General features: G+C 37.3%; 27 protein-coding genes. 23 read left to right on the top strand and 4 right to left on the bottom strand.

From position 1 onward, the window contains the following. Nucleotides 1-7: 7 nt before the first annotated feature. The 12 genes from VBD025_RS16390 to VBD025_RS16335 all read left to right on the top strand — a co-directional run bounded on the left by VBD025_RS16390 (nucleotide 8) and on the right by VBD025_RS16335 (nucleotide 10,993). On the top strand, nucleotides 8-535 hold the full coding sequence (locus VBD025_RS16390) for an AAA family ATPase (protein ID WP_430787414.1): 528 nt from the start codon (nucleotides 8-10) through the stop codon (nucleotides 533-535). 26 nt (nucleotides 536-561) lie between these two features. After that, nucleotides 562-744 (top strand): PspC domain-containing protein, encoded by a 183-nt coding sequence (locus tag VBD025_RS16385; protein WP_430787412.1) that lies wholly within the window; start codon nucleotides 562-564, stop codon nucleotides 742-744. Nucleotides 745-783: 39 nt separating this feature from the next. Beyond that, nucleotides 784-972 (top strand): hypothetical protein, encoded by a 189-nt coding sequence (locus tag VBD025_RS16380; protein WP_430787410.1) that lies wholly within the window; start codon nucleotides 784-786, stop codon nucleotides 970-972. 49 nt (nucleotides 973-1,021) lie between these two features. Beyond that, nucleotides 1,022-1,327 (top strand): TIGR04104 family putative zinc finger protein, encoded by a 306-nt coding sequence (locus VBD025_RS16375; protein ID WP_430787408.1) that lies wholly within the window; start codon nucleotides 1,022-1,024, stop codon nucleotides 1,325-1,327. Between the two features lie 72 nt (nucleotides 1,328-1,399). Further along, complete coding sequence (locus VBD025_RS16370; protein WP_430787406.1) at nucleotides 1,400-1,870, top strand: DUF1648 domain-containing protein; 471 nt, start codon at nucleotides 1,400-1,402, stop codon at nucleotides 1,868-1,870. A 112-nt stretch (nucleotides 1,871-1,982) separates the two neighbouring features. After that, nucleotides 1,983-2,813, top strand: a complete 831-nt coding sequence (locus tag VBD025_RS16365; RefSeq protein WP_430787404.1) for an SDR family NAD(P)-dependent oxidoreductase — start codon at nucleotides 1,983-1,985, stop codon at nucleotides 2,811-2,813. Nucleotides 2,814-2,815: 2 nt separating this feature from the next. Continuing rightward, nucleotides 2,816-4,351: an AMP-binding protein gene (locus VBD025_RS16360; RefSeq protein ID WP_430787402.1), complete on the top strand. Its 1,536-nt coding sequence runs from the start codon at nucleotides 2,816-2,818 to the stop codon at nucleotides 4,349-4,351. Between the two features lie 637 nt (nucleotides 4,352-4,988). Further along, nucleotides 4,989-5,333 (top strand): hypothetical protein, encoded by a 345-nt coding sequence (locus VBD025_RS16355; protein WP_430787400.1) that lies wholly within the window; start codon nucleotides 4,989-4,991, stop codon nucleotides 5,331-5,333. Between the two features lie 332 nt (nucleotides 5,334-5,665). Further along, nucleotides 5,666-8,203, top strand: a complete 2,538-nt coding sequence (locus VBD025_RS16350) for an FtsX-like permease family protein (RefSeq protein WP_430787398.1) — start codon at nucleotides 5,666-5,668, stop codon at nucleotides 8,201-8,203. 342 nt (nucleotides 8,204-8,545) lie between these two features. Continuing rightward, nucleotides 8,546-9,040, top strand: a complete 495-nt coding sequence (locus VBD025_RS16345) for a GNAT family N-acetyltransferase (protein ID WP_430791464.1) — start codon at nucleotides 8,546-8,548, stop codon at nucleotides 9,038-9,040. A gap of 305 nt (nucleotides 9,041-9,345) precedes the next feature. Then, nucleotides 9,346-9,870, top strand: coding sequence for an RNA polymerase sigma factor (locus VBD025_RS16340; RefSeq protein WP_430787396.1), 525 nt, complete (start codon nucleotides 9,346-9,348; stop codon nucleotides 9,868-9,870). Then, nucleotides 9,857-10,993 carry a hypothetical protein gene (locus tag VBD025_RS16335; RefSeq protein ID WP_430787394.1) on the top strand — a complete coding sequence of 379 codons (1,137 nt, stop codon included), beginning with the start codon at nucleotides 9,857-9,859 and terminating at the stop codon, nucleotides 10,991-10,993. Before VBD025_RS16340 ends, VBD025_RS16335 begins: the two co-directional genes overlap by 14 nt. Nucleotides 10,994-11,113: 120 nt before the next feature. Here VBD025_RS16335 and VBD025_RS16330 read toward each other — a convergent pair whose 3' ends face one another. Beyond that, on the bottom strand, nucleotides 11,114-11,527 hold the full coding sequence (locus VBD025_RS16330; protein WP_430787392.1) for a RidA family protein: 414 nt from the start codon (nucleotides 11,525-11,527) through the stop codon (nucleotides 11,114-11,116). Between the two features lie 166 nt (nucleotides 11,528-11,693). Then, nucleotides 11,694-12,581, bottom strand: coding sequence for a fructose bisphosphate aldolase (locus VBD025_RS16325; protein ID WP_430787390.1), 888 nt, complete (start codon nucleotides 12,579-12,581; stop codon nucleotides 11,694-11,696). A 190-nt stretch (nucleotides 12,582-12,771) separates the two neighbouring features. Here VBD025_RS16325 and VBD025_RS16320 point away from each other — a divergent pair, with 190 nt between their 5' ends. The 7 genes from VBD025_RS16320 (at nucleotide 12,772) to VBD025_RS16290 (ending at nucleotide 16,427) form a co-directional block, all read left to right on the top strand. After that, nucleotides 12,772-14,112 carry an aminopeptidase C gene (locus VBD025_RS16320; RefSeq protein WP_430787388.1) on the top strand — a complete coding sequence of 447 codons (1,341 nt, stop codon included), beginning with the start codon at nucleotides 12,772-12,774 and terminating at the stop codon, nucleotides 14,110-14,112. A gap of 104 nt (nucleotides 14,113-14,216) precedes the next feature. Then, on the top strand, nucleotides 14,217-14,666 hold the full coding sequence (locus VBD025_RS16315) for a PaaI family thioesterase (RefSeq protein ID WP_430787386.1): 450 nt from the start codon (nucleotides 14,217-14,219) through the stop codon (nucleotides 14,664-14,666). After that, nucleotides 14,663-15,211, top strand: coding sequence for a hypothetical protein (locus VBD025_RS16310; RefSeq protein WP_430787384.1), 549 nt, complete (start codon nucleotides 14,663-14,665; stop codon nucleotides 15,209-15,211). The genes VBD025_RS16315 and VBD025_RS16310 overlap by 4 nt, the downstream gene beginning before the upstream one ends. A gap of 13 nt (nucleotides 15,212-15,224) precedes the next feature. After that, a complete protein-coding gene (locus VBD025_RS16305; RefSeq protein ID WP_430787382.1) occupies nucleotides 15,225-15,392 on the top strand; it encodes a hypothetical protein in 168 nt (55 codons plus the stop codon). Between the two features lie 15 nt (nucleotides 15,393-15,407). Then, nucleotides 15,408-15,671 (top strand): hypothetical protein, encoded by a 264-nt coding sequence (locus VBD025_RS16300; protein WP_430787380.1) that lies wholly within the window; start codon nucleotides 15,408-15,410, stop codon nucleotides 15,669-15,671. A 31-nt stretch (nucleotides 15,672-15,702) separates the two neighbouring features. Continuing rightward, entirely contained in the window at nucleotides 15,703-15,951 is a 249-nt protein-coding gene (locus VBD025_RS16295) for a phosphatase (protein ID WP_430787378.1), read from the top strand. A gap of 59 nt (nucleotides 15,952-16,010) precedes the next feature. After that, the gene (locus tag VBD025_RS16290; protein WP_430787376.1) at nucleotides 16,011-16,427 is read left to right on the top strand and encodes a DUF4825 domain-containing protein; all 417 of its coding nucleotides are present in this window, start codon (nucleotides 16,011-16,013) and stop codon (nucleotides 16,425-16,427) included. A gap of 106 nt (nucleotides 16,428-16,533) precedes the next feature. Here the strand turns inward: VBD025_RS16290 and VBD025_RS16285 are convergent, their stop codons facing one another. Together VBD025_RS16285 and VBD025_RS16280 are read right to left on the bottom strand one after the other, a co-directional pair. Next, on the bottom strand, nucleotides 16,534-16,671 hold the full coding sequence (locus VBD025_RS16285) for a hypothetical protein (RefSeq protein ID WP_430787374.1): 138 nt from the start codon (nucleotides 16,669-16,671) through the stop codon (nucleotides 16,534-16,536). 89 nt (nucleotides 16,672-16,760) lie between these two features. After that, the gene (locus VBD025_RS16280) at nucleotides 16,761-17,027 is read right to left on the bottom strand and encodes a hypothetical protein (protein ID WP_430787372.1); all 267 of its coding nucleotides are present in this window, start codon (nucleotides 17,025-17,027) and stop codon (nucleotides 16,761-16,763) included. A 465-nt stretch (nucleotides 17,028-17,492) separates the two neighbouring features. Between VBD025_RS16280 and VBD025_RS16275 the strand changes: the two genes are divergently transcribed. From VBD025_RS16275 to VBD025_RS16260, 4 genes are read left to right on the top strand one after another with little or no spacing between them, the layout of a single operon-like run. Further along, nucleotides 17,493-17,972, top strand: coding sequence for a DUF2975 domain-containing protein (locus tag VBD025_RS16275; protein WP_430787370.1), 480 nt, complete (start codon nucleotides 17,493-17,495; stop codon nucleotides 17,970-17,972). A 10-nt stretch (nucleotides 17,973-17,982) separates the two neighbouring features. Next, a complete protein-coding gene (locus VBD025_RS16270; protein ID WP_430787368.1) occupies nucleotides 17,983-18,213 on the top strand; it encodes a helix-turn-helix domain-containing protein in 231 nt (76 codons plus the stop codon). Between the two features lie 35 nt (nucleotides 18,214-18,248). Continuing rightward, the gene (locus VBD025_RS16265) at nucleotides 18,249-18,731 is read left to right on the top strand and encodes a DUF2975 domain-containing protein (protein WP_430787366.1); all 483 of its coding nucleotides are present in this window, start codon (nucleotides 18,249-18,251) and stop codon (nucleotides 18,729-18,731) included. Nucleotides 18,732-18,741: 10 nt separating this feature from the next. After that, a complete protein-coding gene (locus VBD025_RS16260) occupies nucleotides 18,742-18,954 on the top strand; it encodes a helix-turn-helix domain-containing protein (RefSeq protein WP_430787364.1) in 213 nt (70 codons plus the stop codon). Nucleotides 18,955-18,976: the final 22 nt, after the last annotated feature.

The raw sequence follows: 18,976 nt of genomic DNA, 5'->3' as shown, positions 1-18,976 counted from the left end.
GTGTCCAATGTTCAAAGACTTCAACTTTGACTTAATTTACCGTGAGCGTGATGATATCACTCCTCTAGTGGTAATGATGTGTGGGGTGGCAGGGGCTGGGAAGACTACATTTTCCCAAGTATTAGAAGAAGAAGGTTTTGTGCGTCTATCTATCGATGAGGAAATCTGGGCAACGAATGGTCGCTATGGGATTGATTTCCCAATGGAAAAGATGGAGGAATACAAGGAAATTGCAGAAAATAAGCTGCGCAACCAATTAATACGTTTGATTCAAGATAAACGGCAAGTAGTAATTGACTTCAGTTTTTGGGATCGTGTACGACGGGACCGGTATAAACAGCTTATTGAAAAGTCCGGCGGTAAATGGAAACTTATTTATATGAAAGTTAATCCTGATATTTTACGCGAACGGCTTCGAATACGAAACAAGCGGTTTGATGCGAATGCCTTTCCTATAACCGAAGAACTTTTAACTTCTTACTTGAATGGATTCGAAATCCCAAATGGTGAAGGTGAAATTGTGATTGAAAATTAGACTTGTGATTGAAATGGGGAATTGCAGTGAATAAGAAACTAAGGAAATCATCAAAAGATAAGTCAATTGCTGGAGTTTGTGGAGGGATAGCTGAGTACTTTGGAATATCTTCTTTTGGGGTGAGACTGCTCTTTATTTTTATACCCGTTAATTTACTAATATATATTATTCTTGCAAACACACTTCCAGATAGCCCTCCATCATTGTGAAAACTAAATCTAATATGACAACATAAAGGTGTGAATTTAATGAAGGTGAGTTTTAAATCTTTACTCTATACGTTGCTTGGCATTTTAACGGGGTTTACTATCGTATTTATCGTAAAAGGTTTTAAGACAGGTGAATTTGAATGGCAGCAATGGTTCTTTTGGATGGTTGGTGGAGTTCTGGCATATCAACTAATCTTTTTTTTGCTAAAAAATAGGGATAAGAAATAAATCAGTAATTTCAGTTGTAATCGAAAACAAACTGCAAAGGGGTATTTTTTTGCAAACATGCGAGGAATGCAATGTTCAATTTAGCCGAAATAAAATCTATAAATCCGTATGGTGGAAATACAAACCGATTACTTGTGAAAATTGTGGTACAACACATAGGATAACGTTCCTTGGCAGGATTACAGTTGGTTCGCTTACTATTTTACCAATGTCAATATTTTTAAACTTTCTTTCACCTTTCTCTAGCAGTATTGTGACTCTCGGTATAGGACTTTTAATATTATTCGTTGGGTTTTTGATGATACCGTTTTTTGTAACGTACAAAGAATCTGCAAGCTGCAATCAAAATGGATGAACTGATCGATACGTTAACTGTTCGTGATAACATACCTATAAAATAGAAAGAAGGGTAGTGTAAAAAGTTAATATGAAAATTAAGCCTTTAAAATTAACGCTTATACTAATCTCAGCTTCTATTATTTTTTATCATGGCTTCCATTTATTTTATCTTTGGCCAGATATACCAAGTCAAATTGCTATTCATTTTAGTAATGGAGAGGCTGATAATTGTGGATCCAAATACTTTTTGTTTGTAATGCCGATAATAAGTATTTTAATTTGGCTTCTGGTTCAACTGCTTGTCAGAAAACCTGAAAAGTTGAACTATATTAATCTAACAGAGAAGAATAAAAAAATACAATTTTTAAAGGTTAAAAAAGTTCTTTTAGTAATTCAATACCTTGGCTCCATAACTTTTATTTTTCTTAATGAAGCGTTTCTTAGAAGTTCTGTTGGAATGGAGACAAGTTTGCTGTTTTCTGTTGGTATTGTTCTTTTAAGTATTTGTTTAATTGCTCCACTTTACCTGCTAATCTGGGCATCCACTTTAAAATATTAGATAAGAATAATTTATGGTAGAAGACGAATCCATACTATCAAGGATTTGGACACCGTTTATCGTAACGTACCAAGCTTCTTCATAATTCATCTGAAAAGAAATAGGTGTATACATGCGAAATTACAGTCTTGTGGAATCGTGTTTATTTTTACCTGCCAACTTAAATAAAAGAAAGCTACGTGACCACCTTAATGGGAAATCGATTCTGATAACCGGTGCAAGTTCGGGGATTGGCGCGCAATTAGCTCTTCAGTTAGCAACTATTAATTGCCATTTAATATTAATTGCTAGAAGCGGAGACAAGCTTGTAGAGATAAAAAATGAGATAGAGCGGAAAGCTGCAAACGTAACTATTTTTCAAGCTGACCTTAGAAACGAAGCAGAAATGGAGGAGCTATTAAAAAATCTCCATGCGTTACCAGATGGTTTGGATATTGTAGTCAGTAATGCAGGTCTTTCCATTAATCGATCTATCTATGATTCGCTTGATCGTTATCATGATTTCACGCGAACGATGGCTATCAATTATTTTGCTCCTGTTCAATTACTGTTATCAACGATTCCAATTTTAGAAAAGAATCAGGGTCACATCATTAATATATCGACGATAAATGCATTACTGGCACCTCTTCCATACTTTGCTGCGTATCAGGCATCAAAGACCGCATTTGATGTGTGGCTCCGATCAATTTCACCTGAATTAAAGCGGGCAGGAATCGCAACAACATCCCTCTATCTGCCGTTAGTAAAAACACCTATGATCCAGCCAACCGCGGCATATCACAACATGCCTGCTATGTCACCTGAACATGTTACCAGAGTTATTTGCAAGTCCATGTACACGCACAGGAAAAAATACCAGCCGTGGTGGTTGCTATTTGGCCAGCTGGCATCCGTATTTCTCAGAAGTTTGGGAGGCATATCACCTGACAGGAGGAAGTAATCATGAAGGTATTCAAGCTTATCTATATCTTATATAAAATAAAATTACTTTCTCCAGCAGGGCTATATCGATTAATGGAAGCTGTGTTCACATGCGGAATTAACCTGATGGTGCTGCTGCATTTTGCTGGAAAGAAATATCCCACCGAGGTAGCGGTAGTAGATGACCACGAAACATTGACGTACGAGCAACTTTTAGCCCAGTCCAACAAGCTCGCTAGATGCCTGCGTGAAAACAAGCGGCTTAAACCGGGAAAACATGTTGGTTTTTTGTGTAAAAATCATGCGTCGTTTATCAAAGCAATTTTTGCTGTGTCGCGACTAGGCGCAGATGTCTATTTGTTAAATCCTGAAATGAGCAAAATTCAATTTAATGAATTAGTGGACCGCTACCAGTTTGACCTAGTCATATACGATGCGGAACTCAGTACTTTTGTGGAACAATCCAGTTACACTAATGATACGATCTTGAGTTATCATGAGTCATTACCAGCTATCAATAATTTTCTGTTATCACCTGCCAAGGATACACAACCATTACCGAGATCATCTGCAAGCAAGATTATCCTCCAAACAAGCGGCACGACAGGTTTTTCTAAAAAAGCTGCGCATAAACCCTCGCTATTTAACTACTTAGATCCATTTATCGCATTTGTTATGCGATTAAAGCTATTAAACCATCGGACTGCCTACATAGCTACGCCTATTTATCATGGTTATGGATTAGCAGTCTTTCTTTTATTCATTCCACTAGGAAAAAAAGCAGTTATTAGTAGCGGGTTTCATGCAAAAAGGGCATGTGGGTTAATCCGGGATCATCAAGCGGAAGTGGTCACAGTTGTCCCTCTCATGCTGCAGGAAATGCTGCGAACGAATGCCCAGGATTTGAAATCACTCGTCTGTATCGCATCTGGTGGTGCGAAGCTTTCTGCAAAACTTACAGAAAAAACGTATAAAGAATTAGGAAATGTCTTGTACAATTTGTACGGAACTTCTGAAGCGGGTCTGAATTTCATCGCAACACCGCAAGATCTGCTGTATTCCACCTCTACGGTTGGCAGAAAGATAAATGGAATGCAATTAAAGGTTCTGGATCGTGACATGAATGAGGTTGAAACTGGAGAAGCAGGGCAGTTTTGCATTAAAAATAGCTGGTCAATGCGTGATCGTAATAGTGCTTGGATGGAAACCGGTGATTTAGGATATCAGGACAACAATGGCTATTATTTTTTATGCGGACGAACGGACGAGATGATCATTTCAGGTGGGGAAAATGTTTATCCGGCAGAAGTGGAAAACGTGTTAATGAAGCATTCCTTCATTGAAGATGTGGCTATTATTGGAATTAACGATGAAAAGTTTGGACAGCGATTAAAAGCATTTGTAGTACCGGTGGAAAATGCCAGTCTTACAGAAAATGAGATAATGGAATGGTTGCGTTCAAGAGTCGCCAGATACCAGCTGCCTAGAGAAATTGAACTCGTTGATGATCTGCCGTATACAGCGTTAGGTAAACTTGATAAAAAGCAGCTTAAATAATGGGAGGGATGGGGTCGTCATCGAGTAAAGGGTTCCGTTACCTATCGCAAACATTAAAAATGTAAGCTAAAATGACCACCAAATTGTAGGCTGAAATGTAAGGATACATCGGTTATTGTGCCCTTACATTTTTAGTGGCAAATTAGAAAGCAATTTCCTGTACATTTTGTCGACGAAAATTAACCATTAATTATTTATTTGCGTGATTTTACAAGGTATTCTGAATATTTGTGTTAAAATAATTACAGACTTTGTGAAGAAATGTACTTAAACTAACGCAGCAGGATAGTTGAATAAAAGCATTGTAAAAATATTACTATTTGAAATAATTATATTGAACTAACGTGTTTGGATAGTGAAAGATAATGACGAGGAGGAGAAAATATTTCCTAACACACAAAATTGATGAATGTTATTTAATGAAGATGATGCAGAGGAATTTTACAATTTAACAATTGATTCAAAACCATATTTAAAAGAGTGGTTGATTATATAGAGAGTGTTGAAGATTCTGTCAATAACAACATAAAGGCTAGACTAAAGGGTGTGTAGAAAATGGTGGTTGTCCAAAGTCATTTGCTATCTTATATAAAGGAAAAATCGCTGGTACGATAGGGTTTAACGACTTAAATGGAAAATGCGGATTTACAACATTATGGAAAATACAATATTGGGGAAAAGGGGAACGATTGTGTTAAAAACAATATTAACAGTTATAACAGTACCATTGTTCATAATTCATCTATTCATTCTTTATTTTTGGGTCTTTAATTGGAAACAACTGATTACAGATGTAGGTTTATTTAGTTGGATTGGTTCAATAATCTTAGGTATTTTGATTTATTTTATATATCGTATATTTGTTAATGCCGATAAATTTACTATTTTAAGTAAAAGACTTATATTTAGTTCAACTTTGTTGTCTATCATCCTAGGTATTTTCGCGATTGCAATTGAGTTTATTACAAATTCAATGCCATAAGAGTAGTTTTAATGAAGAATCGTTGAAAATAAATATAAGAAAAATCTCAGTTCATTGAACTGAGATTTTTTCTACAAACAATTTCTTTTTAATTATGTCCGTTAAAAAACTTAATTTATCAATAAATCGAAATTCGAATATTAATTTTAACTTATTTACAAATTATTCTGAATACTTATGTTAAAATATATACATTCCAAAAAGGATATTAATTTTTGAAATCCTTTCTCGCTTACGTTGGAATATTATTGGTGACGCATGAGGTTGGTATCGCAAGTAGAGCCTATCGAATGAATGAAAGATGGCGTCATTTTATCGGGGAGTGCTACTAAATGATAAAGTTCATATTAAAAACATGGTTGCGTCAAAAAGAACGATTAATCCTCTTATTAATTGGGGTACTTACAGTGAGCTGCGGACTCAGTTTTCTCTTTAACATTTCAGAAACAAATAAAGGAACGGTTGTAAATACCCTGCAAAAAAGCTGGAGTACTACATACGATATTCTGGTTCGACCACCTAATAGTCTGTCACCAATAATTAAGGAAAAAGAACTATTGGAACCGAATTTCTTGAGCAATATTCAAAGCGGCATCAGCATGGAGCAATACGAACAAATTAAACAAATGGATGGAATAGACGTCGCTGCGCCAATAGCCATGATTGGTTACACAGGGTTGAGCATCCAGTATAATAAAAATGTTGAAAATGCTGTTACGAAACCAGGTATATATAAAAAAACAGATATTAAATCCCTAGACAATAGCTATCAAACAAATACTTATTTTACTGTTGGAAACGATTATTATATCAATAAGCGTTTAAATGCAAACCCATTAAGAAATGGATTATACAGTAATTCCACCCAACTACTTGTCGGCGTTGATCCTGCCGAGGAAGCAAAGTTGGTGGGGCTTGATGAAGCACTAGCTGAATTTGGGGATAACCAGTACTTCACTAACGAAGATGACGCTTTTGGATCAAATGGAAAGTATACAATCCCTTTGCTTATCAATCCAGAACCTATTAACAATATGAAGTATCAGAGTAAAGTAGAGAAAGTTAATATCTCTGCTAAAGAAATTCAAAAACTGCGGTCTATGAATAAAGATGAAAGGACTTCCTATCTCGAGAAGGTTCCGAAAACGCAAGTATTTTCATATGCTGCTTCAGGAGAGCAAATGACAGACATTGTATTCAGTGACACGGAAGGTATTAATCCCTTTTCTGGTGAACAACTATCCAATACGATCGGTTCATTTGTACCTAAAACGGTGATGTTTTATAAGACAAGCCCAATTAACTATCACAATACGAAGAGTCCATTTAAAGAAAGATGGAAATATGGTTTTCAAGTTAAGGAGCAGCACCTGAATGGAAAGGCAGAAGGGAATTTTCCGAATAACACATTCCGTAAGCTTAATGCCCTTCCTGTAAAAGTGCGGGTTACCATTAATTATAATATTCTCGGCTTCTTTGATTCTTCTCAACTTCGGATTTCAAAGGACCCGCTATCCGAACTGCCAATGGAAACGTATCGCCCACCCAGTGCAAAGTTTGTACTGGACGGAGAAAATAATCCAATCAATCCTCCTGAAAAGATCACATCATCAGGTACACCAGTGGGTTTGTTGACGGAAGCACCGACATTGATTACGACAATAAAAGCCGCAGCGTTAATAGGAGATAAAAAGCCGGTATCTGCCATCCGCATTAGAGTAGCAGATGTACAAGATATCAATGAGAACAGCCAGAAAAAAATAAAGGCTGTAGCTGCTAAGATTGAGAAGGAGACAGGGTTAGAAACGGATATTACAAAAGGATCCTCTCCCCAACCGGTTCTAATCCATGTACAAGGAAATGAGCATGATATGGGATGGATGGAGCAAACGTGGATTCACTTTGGGTCCGCCTACACGATTTTTAAAGAAACGGCAATGGGTTTTTCGGGTATCATCGCTTCCGTAGTTGCTGTAGCGATCATTTTTATCATAGCTACAAATCTCGTTTCTACGTTAGCAAGGAAAAAGGAATTTGCCATTCTACTTTCATTAGGATGGAAAACAAGAGATCTTTTCCTACTAATCTTAATAGAAGCTGGAATTTTGAGTGGGATATCAGTAATACTTATCTGGGGCACATCTGGAATATCGTATGAAATGGGACATGATGTCTCACTTATCAAACTGCTAAGAGCAAGCTTGATAGTAGTTTCCATTCATTTTATTGGCGCTTTAATTTCCAGGAGAATGATACAACAGATAACACCTTATGAAACGATTCATACTGGAGAATCATCAACAAAAGGTAAACGATTCTTTAAATCAAACAACCTCGTAAAAATGGTGCTAAATCACGTTTTTGGAAAGTTTCAGCGAAATTTACTATCTATCCTAGCGATTGCTTTCCCAACGGCGCTCATGTCCTTTTTCCTGTTCATCACATTTCGATTGCAAGGAGTAATGAACAGTACATGGTTAGGTGAGTTTTTAGTAATGAAGATTGGCCATAACCATTATATTGCAATTGGGATCGCCTGTATTATCGCCACGTTGACTTCAACAGAGATTACGTGGCAAAATGTTGTGGAAAGAAAGAAGGAATTTTCACTTTTAATGGCGTTAGGATGGCAGCGTTCATCACTGAAAGGATTGATTCTTCTAGAAGGTATGGTCATTGGTTTATTAGGCGGGATTATAGGTATATTCCTGTCATTGCTATTAATTTTGTTTATTTATGGAAAATTATCAGGAAATGATTTTTTGTTTACGTTAGTCACAGCTCTCATTCCAATTTTAATTGGGTTCACAGGGGCGATTATTCCAACCAGATTCTTAGCAAAGATTAATCCATATACTGGGTTGAAGTAAGAGATTACAAAAGAAATTGTTAGTTCTTACTCAAAGACCTTTCTTAACGTAACAAATCGGGTAACTGTCTTAGAAATATGCTTAACGTTTTAAATCCGTATTTTCCTAGCGCTACCCCTTTCAAAAGACAGATGATAAATTATATTAAGGAAACCTTAACCTACTCTTATAGATAACATGAAAATAGTATACAAATATATAGATGTGAATATACAGAGTTTGTGAAGAATCGTACTTAAACTAACGACGCAGGTTAGTTTAAGAACAAAATTTAAAAAGGTTTTTTGTAGTACAATGAAAACAAAACAGTTAGTAAAAATATTATTTTGGCGGTGTAAATTTATGAACAACAGTCCTATTGTGAAAGAATACTCTTATGAGAATCAAGCTCAAGTTGTAGATTTAATTCTTCAAATTCAACAAGAGGAATACAATATTTCGATATCGAAGGATGACCAGCCCGATTTATTTACCATAGAAGAGTATTATCAGACGGGTAATGGTAACTTTTGGGTTGCTCTTTATGATAAAAATGTAGTTGGTACAATCAGTCTATTAGACATAGGGAATAATCAAGTAGCATTAAGGAAGATGTTTGTAAATAAAGAATATCGAGGAGCAACATATAAAACTGCAAGTCTTTTATTAAATACTGCAATTAAATGGGTAAAAGAACGTCCAATCAAAGCAGTGTTTCTTGGAACTACTCCGCAATTTTTAGCGGCACATAGATTTTATGAAAAAAGTGGATTTATAAGTATAGATCTTAATGATTTGCCTGAGAATTTTCCAGTGTTACAGGTTGATAAAAAGTTCTATAAGTATGAGCTTGAATAAATAAAAATAGAAAAATCTTATTCAACTAACTGGTGCTTTAATTGAATAAGCAATTGAAAATAAATAGGAGAAAATCTCAGTTCACTGAACTGAGATATTTTCAATTACAATTACAATTGTTACTACAAAATATGGTGCAATTCGTTATGCAATTTTAAGTACAATTGACAGTGTAATTTCAAGTTTTGCGATAGGTAACGAAACCCGTTAGTCATCGAGGCGCTTTTTTCCACTTTATGTGTAACTTTTATATGTTTCATCCGTTGTTAGGTTATAAGAAAAATTCAGGAAAGGAGCTGAGGTATTTGGATCAGGGGTTAAGGAAAGAGAAAGTGAATAAGTGGTATCACGCGTACAGTAATGATTTATACAGATATATTTTATTAATGATTGGTGACCGTGATCAGGCAAAGGATATTTTACAGGATACTTTCCTGCGTGCCTATGACAAACTGGAGTCCTTTGACGGGGAAAATGCTAGAAGCTGGCTGTTTCGAATCGCACGAAATCTAACCATTGATTATATCAGAAAGAAAAAGCCGATTGCCTATTTTATTGATTCACCATCATTGATAAAAGCAACAGATAAAAATCCAGAGCAACTAATGGCGTTAAATGAAGCTGAACGAGATATACATAGCGCTTTAAGGAACATAAAGCGAACATATCGAGATGTGATTATCCTAAGGAAGATCAAAGAGTTTTCGATTAGTGAATCCGCTCGTATTCTTGGCTGGTCAGAAAACAAAGTTAAAATTACATTATTCAGAGGGATGAAAGCTTTACGAAAAGAATTGGAAAAGGAGGGGTATGGTCATGAAACGATATGAAGAAACAAATGAATTTGATAATGAATTTATATCAATGAATCATAAGCTTAAGTTGACTGATGAGGAAAATAGACAGGTTCTTCTAAAACTCAATAGTGAAATGGGACAAAAAACTTCCACTCGAAAACTGGCTTCCTTTCACAAGAAATACTATTTTGTTTTTGCAGCCGCATGTATCCTATTTGCAATCTTGTCATTATCCCAATTTAGTAACATGACACAAGAGCGAACAGGCGATTCAACTGAAAGTCTGGGTGGGTATTCTTTTGACGATCCTAAACAAAGTGTTGAAAAGTATTATACAGCGTTAATAAATGAAAATTATGAGGAAGCATTTAACTATTTACTTATATACGATGAACATTACGATGGGGGAACCACGTTGACACGAGCAGAAGCGAAAGAAAAATTCATGGAGAAAATAAACTATTTAAAACAAATAAATTATCAGGTCACGGATTTTGAGATTAAGAAAGTCAGCAGTGACGATGGCGGGCCACCGCTTGTCAGAAGTATTGTAACCATTACCATTGACGGGGAAGTGAAAAAAATAAACGAACTTATTCAAGTTACGGATGAGGGACTATTCGTTGATTTATCGGAGGAAGATAAATACGCGCAATACCGTGATGGAACGATGAAGAATCCTTCTGTACATGTAGATGAAGAAAAGGAAAAAGATGAACCAGCTGGTGAAGCTATTGAAAAACAAACTGCCCCAGAATTCGAACTGACCGATAAAGAAACCGTTGCTTATAATCATTTAAAAGAAGAATTAAGTGAAGTGTATATTAAAGATTTATCACCTGTCAGTATTGCGAAAATTTATGTGCAGGCTTCTCTCGATCAGAAGTTAGAGGTTGTATATGAGCTGTATACAGATCGAGAAGATGTTGTGAAAATCCCCAAAGAAGAAATTCTAAATAGTAAGGACCATCCAACTAAAGAACAACTAATGGAGATTTTTGGAGGAATACAAAATGGCACATTTATCGAACCGGAAGAAAAAGACGGGTTTATTGGCCTGATAGAGTACGAAAGTTTAACAAGAGAGAAGAGCCATTTTTCCATGACAAAAGATCAAGACGGAATCTGGAATGTTTCCTTTATGCCGATTCAATAACTGGATATTTCACAAAAAAGGCACTGCGTATGCATTCATAACGCAGTGTCTTAATTATTTGCTGAGCTTAAGTTAGTGAAGCGTCGTTGATTTTTTTGATAGAGTCTCCGTTCCCAAAATTCACTTAGATACAGCTTCGATAGCAGCCACGGCTTCGATTTCCACTAATTGATCCGGATATCCTAATACTGTCACGCCAGATAAGGTGCTTGGCACATCGTGTTCACCAAACATACTTCTAATTGTCTCCCAGGCAGCTACCAGATCTGAACGATCCTGTGATGCGACCAAAACTCTAGTATATGCAACATCATTCAATGTGGCGCCACTTACGCTTAAGGCTTCTTTCAAATTATCAACACAGGTTTCAGCTTGTAGCCTATAATTGTTTGGATGAAGAATTTTTCCGTCTTTGTCAAGTGGGCAGGAACCTGCCAAGTACAGCAAGTCCATTCCTGAAGGTACACGACTAGCGTATGCGTAATCAGTTTGAGCTAAATTTGCCGAATAATGGAATGATATGTTTTTGTTCATCTTATGTTCTTCCTTTCCTTCTAATAAGTCTTTTTTTAGTTTAACATGTTTTTTTAGTAATTTTCAGTCGATTTATAAGCAGACTGATATCAACTACATAAGCATATAGGTACAAAAAAAGCACTGCGTAGGAATCCCTACGCAGTGCCTGATGATTTTATTTAACTTACGTTAGTGAAGCGTCGTAGATTTTTTTGATAGACTCTCCGATAACAGCGTTAAATTCATGGTCAGATTGATTTGCATTAAGACCTTCTGATAATGCTCTTGAGAAGCTCGCGATCAAACCGTGATTAGCTGCTAATTTTTCAATAGCTTCCTCGCGTGGGTATCCACCAGAAAGTGCAACAACTCTCACTACTTTTGGATGATCAATTAGTTCTTTATAGAAGTTATCTACAGTTGGAATCGTAACTTTTAACATTACGTTTTGGTTCTCGTCCAATGCATCCAGCTGCTTAAGAATTTCTTCTTTTAAAATTGCTTCGGACTTTTCTTTGTCCTTACTGTGAATATCTACTTCTGGCTCAATGATTGGAACTAAGCCAGCTGCAAGAATTTGTTTACCTGTTTCAAATTGCTGTTCAACAACTTTTTTAATACCTTCAGCGTTTGCTTCTTTAATGACAGAACGCATTTTTGTTCCGAAGATATGTCTTTCATTCGCACGTTTTAATAACGCATCAAGACCAGGATTCGGTTTCATTACCTGAACGCCGTCTTCCTCATCTGCCAGTCCTTTATCAACTTTTAAGAATGGAACAATGCCTTTCTTATCCCATAAATAATCTGCAGTATATTGGCCTTCGATTTTGCTGTCCATTGTTTGTTCAAACAGAATAGCGCCCAAAATATATTCAGCGTCAAAGCTTGCTGAAGTCGTAATACGCGTTCTCATTTGATGAACAAGGTCGTACATTTCTTCTTCACTTGAATAAGCATCTTCTTTAACACCATAAAGCTCTAATGCTTTTGGTGTGCTGCCACCACTTTGATCAAGTGCTGCGATAAATCCTTTTCCGTTCTTGATTGTGTCTAATTGGTTATTTGTCATGCTATCCACTCCTTAATAGTAATGATACATAAGAGAATGATTAAACTCCTTAGTATATTGTAGCATTAATAGGATAGTGGGTCATGGATTTAGGTTGAGGATAATTTCACTTTTATAAACAAAAATTTTTGTGTTTTCAATTAATTAGGAATACAATAAAGGAGATACCGTTAATGAAGGAGAGATACATATGACAAAAGAAATTGCTGCGGGTATGGTAGATAAATTTTCTCATAAAATAGTTGAGAATCCGCAAAATCAAGTGATTAAGAACGCAATAATGAAAAATGGGATACAGGCATCAATTGAAAACAGGGATTCCGCGGTTGCGATGAACCATGTTTTTTCTGAAGAAATTCAAACGGGAAAAGTAACGAATCAAGAGCAAAGCGGGCGCTGCTGGATGTTCGCAGGGCTGAATACGTTCACACACAAAGTAAATGATCTGTTTAAATGGAAGGACTTTGAGCTTTCGCAAAACCATATGAATTTCTGGGATAAGTTTGAGAAGGCCAATTACTTTTATGAAAATATCCTGGAAACTGCCGATGAGCCGCGTGACGGCCGATTGGTTTCCTGGATTTTGACTACACCGCAACAAGATGGCGGGCAATGGGATATGCTTGTTTCGCTGATCGAGAAGTATGGTGTCGTGCCAAAGCAAGTGATGCCGGAAACGTTCCACAGCAGTAAATCCGGTGAGCTAAACAACCTGTTGAACGCGAAACTCCGTAAAGATGCGATTACGCTTCGTACATTGCATGGAGAAGGTAAAGATGCTGCTGCTTTGCAGGAAGTTAAGCAGGGGATGCTTTCTGAAGTGTATACCATGTTAGCTTACGCATTAGGCGAGCCGCCAGAGACGTTCGATTTTGAATACCGGGACGAAGATAAAGTTTTCCACCGTGAGGAAGGTATGACGCCGCAGTCTTTTTATGCAAAATATGTGGGTCTTGAACTCAATAATTACGTGAGTGTGATCAATGCGCCAACGGAAGATAAGCCATACGGGAAAACTTATACAGTACAGCATCTTGGCAATGTGGTTGGCGGGACACCAATCAAGTATCTGAACGTCGAGATGGATACACTGAAAGAACTTGCGGCTAAACAGATCAAGGATAACGAGAGCGTCTGGTTTGGCTGTGACGTTGGTCAGGACTCCAATCGAAAAGACGGAATTATGGACACTTCGCTGTTTGATTATGACAAGGCGTTCGGATTTTCAATGGATATGTCAAAGTCAGAACGTCTTGATTATAATGACGGCTTGCTGACACATGCGATGGTGCTGACTGGCGTGAATCTGCTAGATGGCAAGTCTAATAGATGGAAAGTCGAAAACAGCTGGGGCGAGAAAGTCGGTAAAAAAGGCTACTTCGTGATGAGTGATGAATGGATGGATGCCTATACCTACCAAGTTGTCGTTCATAAGAAATACCTGTCAGACGAACTGAAGCAGGCATGGGAACAGGAGCCAAAGACGCTTAAGCCTTGGGATCCGATGGGTTCATTAGCGTTAATGAAATAATAATAGGCGGGTACTGTCGAACTTGCACACAACATACACCACCCTTTGCTCGCTAGGATATGCGACATGGGGTGGTTATTTTTTTATCAAAGGTGGCGAAATCAGTGAAGCAGAAAGTCAATGAATTACATATTCACGAAAAACATTACGATACCATTTACGAGCAAGTAAAAAAGGATCCATACGCGCAATGGCTTGGAATTGAGCTGACAAGGTTTGAAGCTGGATCAGCAGAAGCAAAAATCGAAGTCCAAAGTCATATGGTAAATGCCCATGGAACGGTGCACGGAGCTATTATCTATGCGCTGGCAGACCATGTCTTTTCGGTCGCTTGTAATGCTTACGGAAAAACTTCTGTAGGTCTCTCGACCACCATCCAGTTTATCGCAGCGGCAAAAGCTGGAGACACAATCGTTGCCAGTGCTACTGAAATCAGACGAAATTTCCGTACGGGATTTTATCGAATCGATATTTTTCATGAGGAAAATCTGATCGCAACGATGGACGCGGTTGCTTATCGGAAGGATCAGTATTTTATTGAGGTGAAAGAGTGAAAAAATACTTATTTTCATTGTTAGTCACTGTTTTATTAGTTAGCCTTTCATGGAACCACATACGAGCAACGATTTGGGTAGATATGGAACCTCAAGAGGTAGTGGATCAAGCAGATGTAATTGTAGTTGGTAAATATGATTTTTCCGCTGAACGGATTTCTAGTGAAAGCACCATGCCTTTTTGTGGGATTCCGTTCGATGTTGAAAAAATATATCGTGGAGATGTTTCAGATCGGATAACGGCAGGTGTGGATTGTTATGATACAGCGTTGATTGATGAATTTCAACAGGATGGCGGGAAGTTATTGTTGTTTCTGGAGAAGGGCGGAAAGACACGATACGACACACCAGTTGGTGGGCCTAACGGCATAGTTCAGCTGAAAAATGGGGAAGTGCTGGATGAAAACGAAGAGAGAAGGGAATTTTTCAAGGAATTTCTTGAGGAAAAAAATGGAACAGGTCATCTATTCATGTATTTAACAATAAGTATCATTGCTGGATTCGTTGTAGCGGTGATTGTCTATCGGAAGAAAAAGCATAAATAGTGGAGGTGTAAAATTGGAGATATTTATATTTTTTGCAATAGGTATTTTAGTCGTGGTAATCGCAGCAATCGCTATTATGCAAGGATTATTTCAACGTGTAAAACAACCTGAAAATGAGTTGAAAGAGGAAATTTCAGATCTGAAAAAGAGAGTCAATGATTTAGAGAGTGATAGGAAGTAGATTGGAGTTTTTGAAATGACCGATGAAAATAGGAACAAATACTTTTATCTGGTAATAGGATATGCAGGGCTTCTGCTAGTAGGTTTAGGCGGTCTGAGGTACTCAATTGTTTTAGATGATTCGTTTGGCTACGCAATCACTTTTATGGGATATTTGTGCCTAGCAGGCTACATTCGATTTGCAGATAATAAAATAGGTGTTACCAAGAAAGAAAAAATTATATTTAGAACAGGGTTCGTGGTTGTTTTAGTAGTTGTTAGTTTACTAATGATGCCATAGTTAGGATTAATAATATCAGGAGGATGAGGGAATGAGAAATCCCAATATCGGTTTAGTTATGCTACTAATAAGTGCCATTATATATGGATCTACTTTGATTGCTGCAGCGGTATATTCTCAAGTATTACGGGATACAGGCTGGGATGGAAGGTATGGAATTTTTGGTACAGCGCTAAGAGAAATAGGAACGTTGCCGTTATGGATGGCAGGATTATTAGCGGTGGCTGGCGTGTATCTGGTTGTGAACTCGCTGATAAAACGTGAAGATATATTTAAATAATATTTACCTTGGGGGAAACGCTGTTATTTTTTCTAAGTAGAAGCGGTTCGGATGATAAGGTGAATGAGGATTTATACGAGTATGAGGGTTCTGTGACCGGTGATAATAGTGCGGTAATTTCTATATCAAAGCAATTAGAGCACGGTGAGGAATTCAAAGAAGTTGAACTTGAAACTGGAACGGAGCCTTATGGAATGACGGCAACATATGAAGGTATGGGTGCGGATATAACAGAAAAGGACTATAAAGAAACGGCGATTTCCAATGCTTCGTTCCTGTTTGCTTTAATTGAGAATGCGGAATGGGCTGCGTTTGATTTTGAAGACAGGGAGTACAAAATAACGAGAGCAGCGTTAGAGGATTTTTATGGGAAAGATCTTAGGGAGTTTGCAGGGGAAGACGAGTTGAAAAGTGTTACCAAGGAACTGTTAATGGATGATGAAAGTGTGAACCAGTTTTTTGAGAGTGAAGGTTAAAACAACGTATATTCAGCTTCAAATGAAAGGCAACGGTTGAACATCATTAATGTAAAAGGAGTCTATAAAATTTTCACAGCTAATAAAAGGAATGTATTCATACTTATTATTTCTGGGCTGGTGTTACGGTGATACCTTGCTTCTTTAGGTCAGGCATCGTTTGGACAAGCATGGCCATCGTTGCATACTCAGCTATGTCCCGGAATCGGGTGTCGGTCGTTTGTTTATCAATAGTACCCAACATATTCGGAGATATTCTAGTGACTTATGATAACGAAATACGGGGTTATAAACATGGCTATGGAGGCTTCAGGCTTTTTTTCTATGGGATTATTAATGGTTTTGAGACATTATTTGTTCATATTTCTCAGGAGCTTCCTTTTTCATTCTTTCAAGTTCTTTTTCAGCTCTTTTCTTGTCTCTTTCCACCATACGTTCCATTTCTTCCTCAGACATATTCTCGTTTTGTAATTCTTTAGGTGACAGCTCTAATTCTGGTGATGCACTAAATGTACTAACACCGAGACCAATAACTAAGGCGGTTAAAGCAATCGAACCTACAACAACCCTCACGACATTTTTTTTCAACATTTTCCCCAATACTTTCACCTCCCATTAATTTAATAATTCTAAATTCAATATTATGGTACCATAACTGCTAGTCGTTATGCAAAAATGATTGTCAATCTTTTCTAATAATTCGGTACTCTCTAGAACATCTTTTTAAACTATGAGCTAAGCATTTTAGTCCTTCTATTTCTAAGGGTATACCTTCAAGATTGAATAGGTATCTCCATTCTGACCAACTTCTTGCTAGGCACACACGGTCGGATAATCGCGTGTGGCTCTCCCCGTTCATTTAGTATCATTTACAAGCTAATAGTGATGGTATTTTTCCGTTAATAATTTATAAACAAAGCATTTCTCTAAAGGAGGAATGCTTTTAATTTTGTCTAAATTTAACCTTAACAACAAAAATATAGTATTTAACAATAATGTTTTATTGCAAAACGATAAAACATCTGATAAAATCAAATTTAGCAATAACGAATTGAGGTGTTTGATTTGAAAAGGGAAACGCTCTTTTTAAAGGCAGTTATTTTTCTAATGGGAGTTCCGGCTCTTGCTGTGTGTATAATTGGGCTGACCAGATTTGACCCTGATTCTCCATATTGGCAGCGTCCGGAACTGGATCATTTGCAATATCCCTTATTGATTGGAATGTACGTTGCGATGATTCCGTTTTTCGTTGCTTTGTATCAGACATTCAAACTTTTAAGCTATATCGATAAGAACGAATCTTTCTCGGATTTAGCTGTAGTGGCGCTGAAGAAAATTAAATATTGTGCTGTCACTATCATTGTTCTGTACGTTTTGGAGTTGCCATTTTTATATATTCTTAACAAGGTGGACGACGCACCAGGTGTCTTAATTGGAATGGTTGTCATTTTTGCTTCTATTGTGATTGCAGTCTTTGCTGCTGTTCTTCAAAAGTTACTAAAACGTGCTATCGATATAAAATCAGAAGTAGATTTAACGGTCTGAGGTGAAAAATTTGGCGATGGTTATAACGATTGACGTGATGCTGGCGAAAAGAAAAATGAGTGTGACCGAACTTACGGAGCGGGTGGGAATCACAATGGCTAACCTTTCTATATTGAAAAATGGGAAGGCAAAAGCGGTTCGGCTATCGACCTTAGTTGCGATTTGCAAGGCATTGGAATGTCAGCCAGGAGATATTTTAGCATTTCAAAGGGACATGGAGAATCAGGATTCATCTGTATAGATTCGTATTACTACTAATTAAATGAGGTGCTTGTTATGAAACGTGGATCAACATTATTTTTAAAAATAGCGGTCATTCTGATGGGAGTCCCAATCCTTGCTTTGTGCATATTTGTGGTTCCAGAGATCGGAAATTTCGCAGCGGAATTGTATCCGGATATGGCTTTTCTGAAATATCTCGTCTTACTTGTTATGTATGGTGCGGCGATACCGTTTTACATTGCGCTGTATCAGGCTTTCAAGCTATTAGGCAATATTGACAGGCACGAGGCTTTCTCGGAATTATCGGTACGTGCATTGAAGGTCATTAAGTACTGTGCTGTTGCCATCAGCGGTTTGTATGTATTGGGTATGCCACTGTTGTATCTTATGGCGGAGCGAGATGACGCGCCAGGTATTATTGTTATCGGAATGGTAATTATTTTTGCTTCATTCGTGATTGCGGTCTTTGCGGCTGTTTTGCAGAAGCTGGTAACGAACGCGATCGAAATAAAATCTGAAAATGAACTTACAGTCTGAGGTGACGAACATGCCAATTATAATTAATATAGATGTCATGCTGGCGAAACGGAAAATGAGTGTAACCGAACTGTCGGAGCGGGTTGGAATTACGATGGCAAATCTTTCTATTTTGAAAAATGGGAAGGCAAAAGCGGTTCGATTGTCGACGCTTGAGGCGATTTGCAAGGCGCTGGAATGTCAGCCTGGAGACCTTTTAGAATACCGAGGTGAGGAAGATTAATGACGCTCGGACTGTTTATGTT

Origin of the sequence: Virgibacillus flavescens (genome assembly GCF_050574275.1) — a bacterium.
Lineage (GTDB): Bacteria > Bacillota > Bacilli > Bacillales > Amphibacillaceae > Virgibacillus_F > Virgibacillus_F flavescens.
This window is presented reverse-complemented; position numbering and strand designations above follow the sequence as displayed.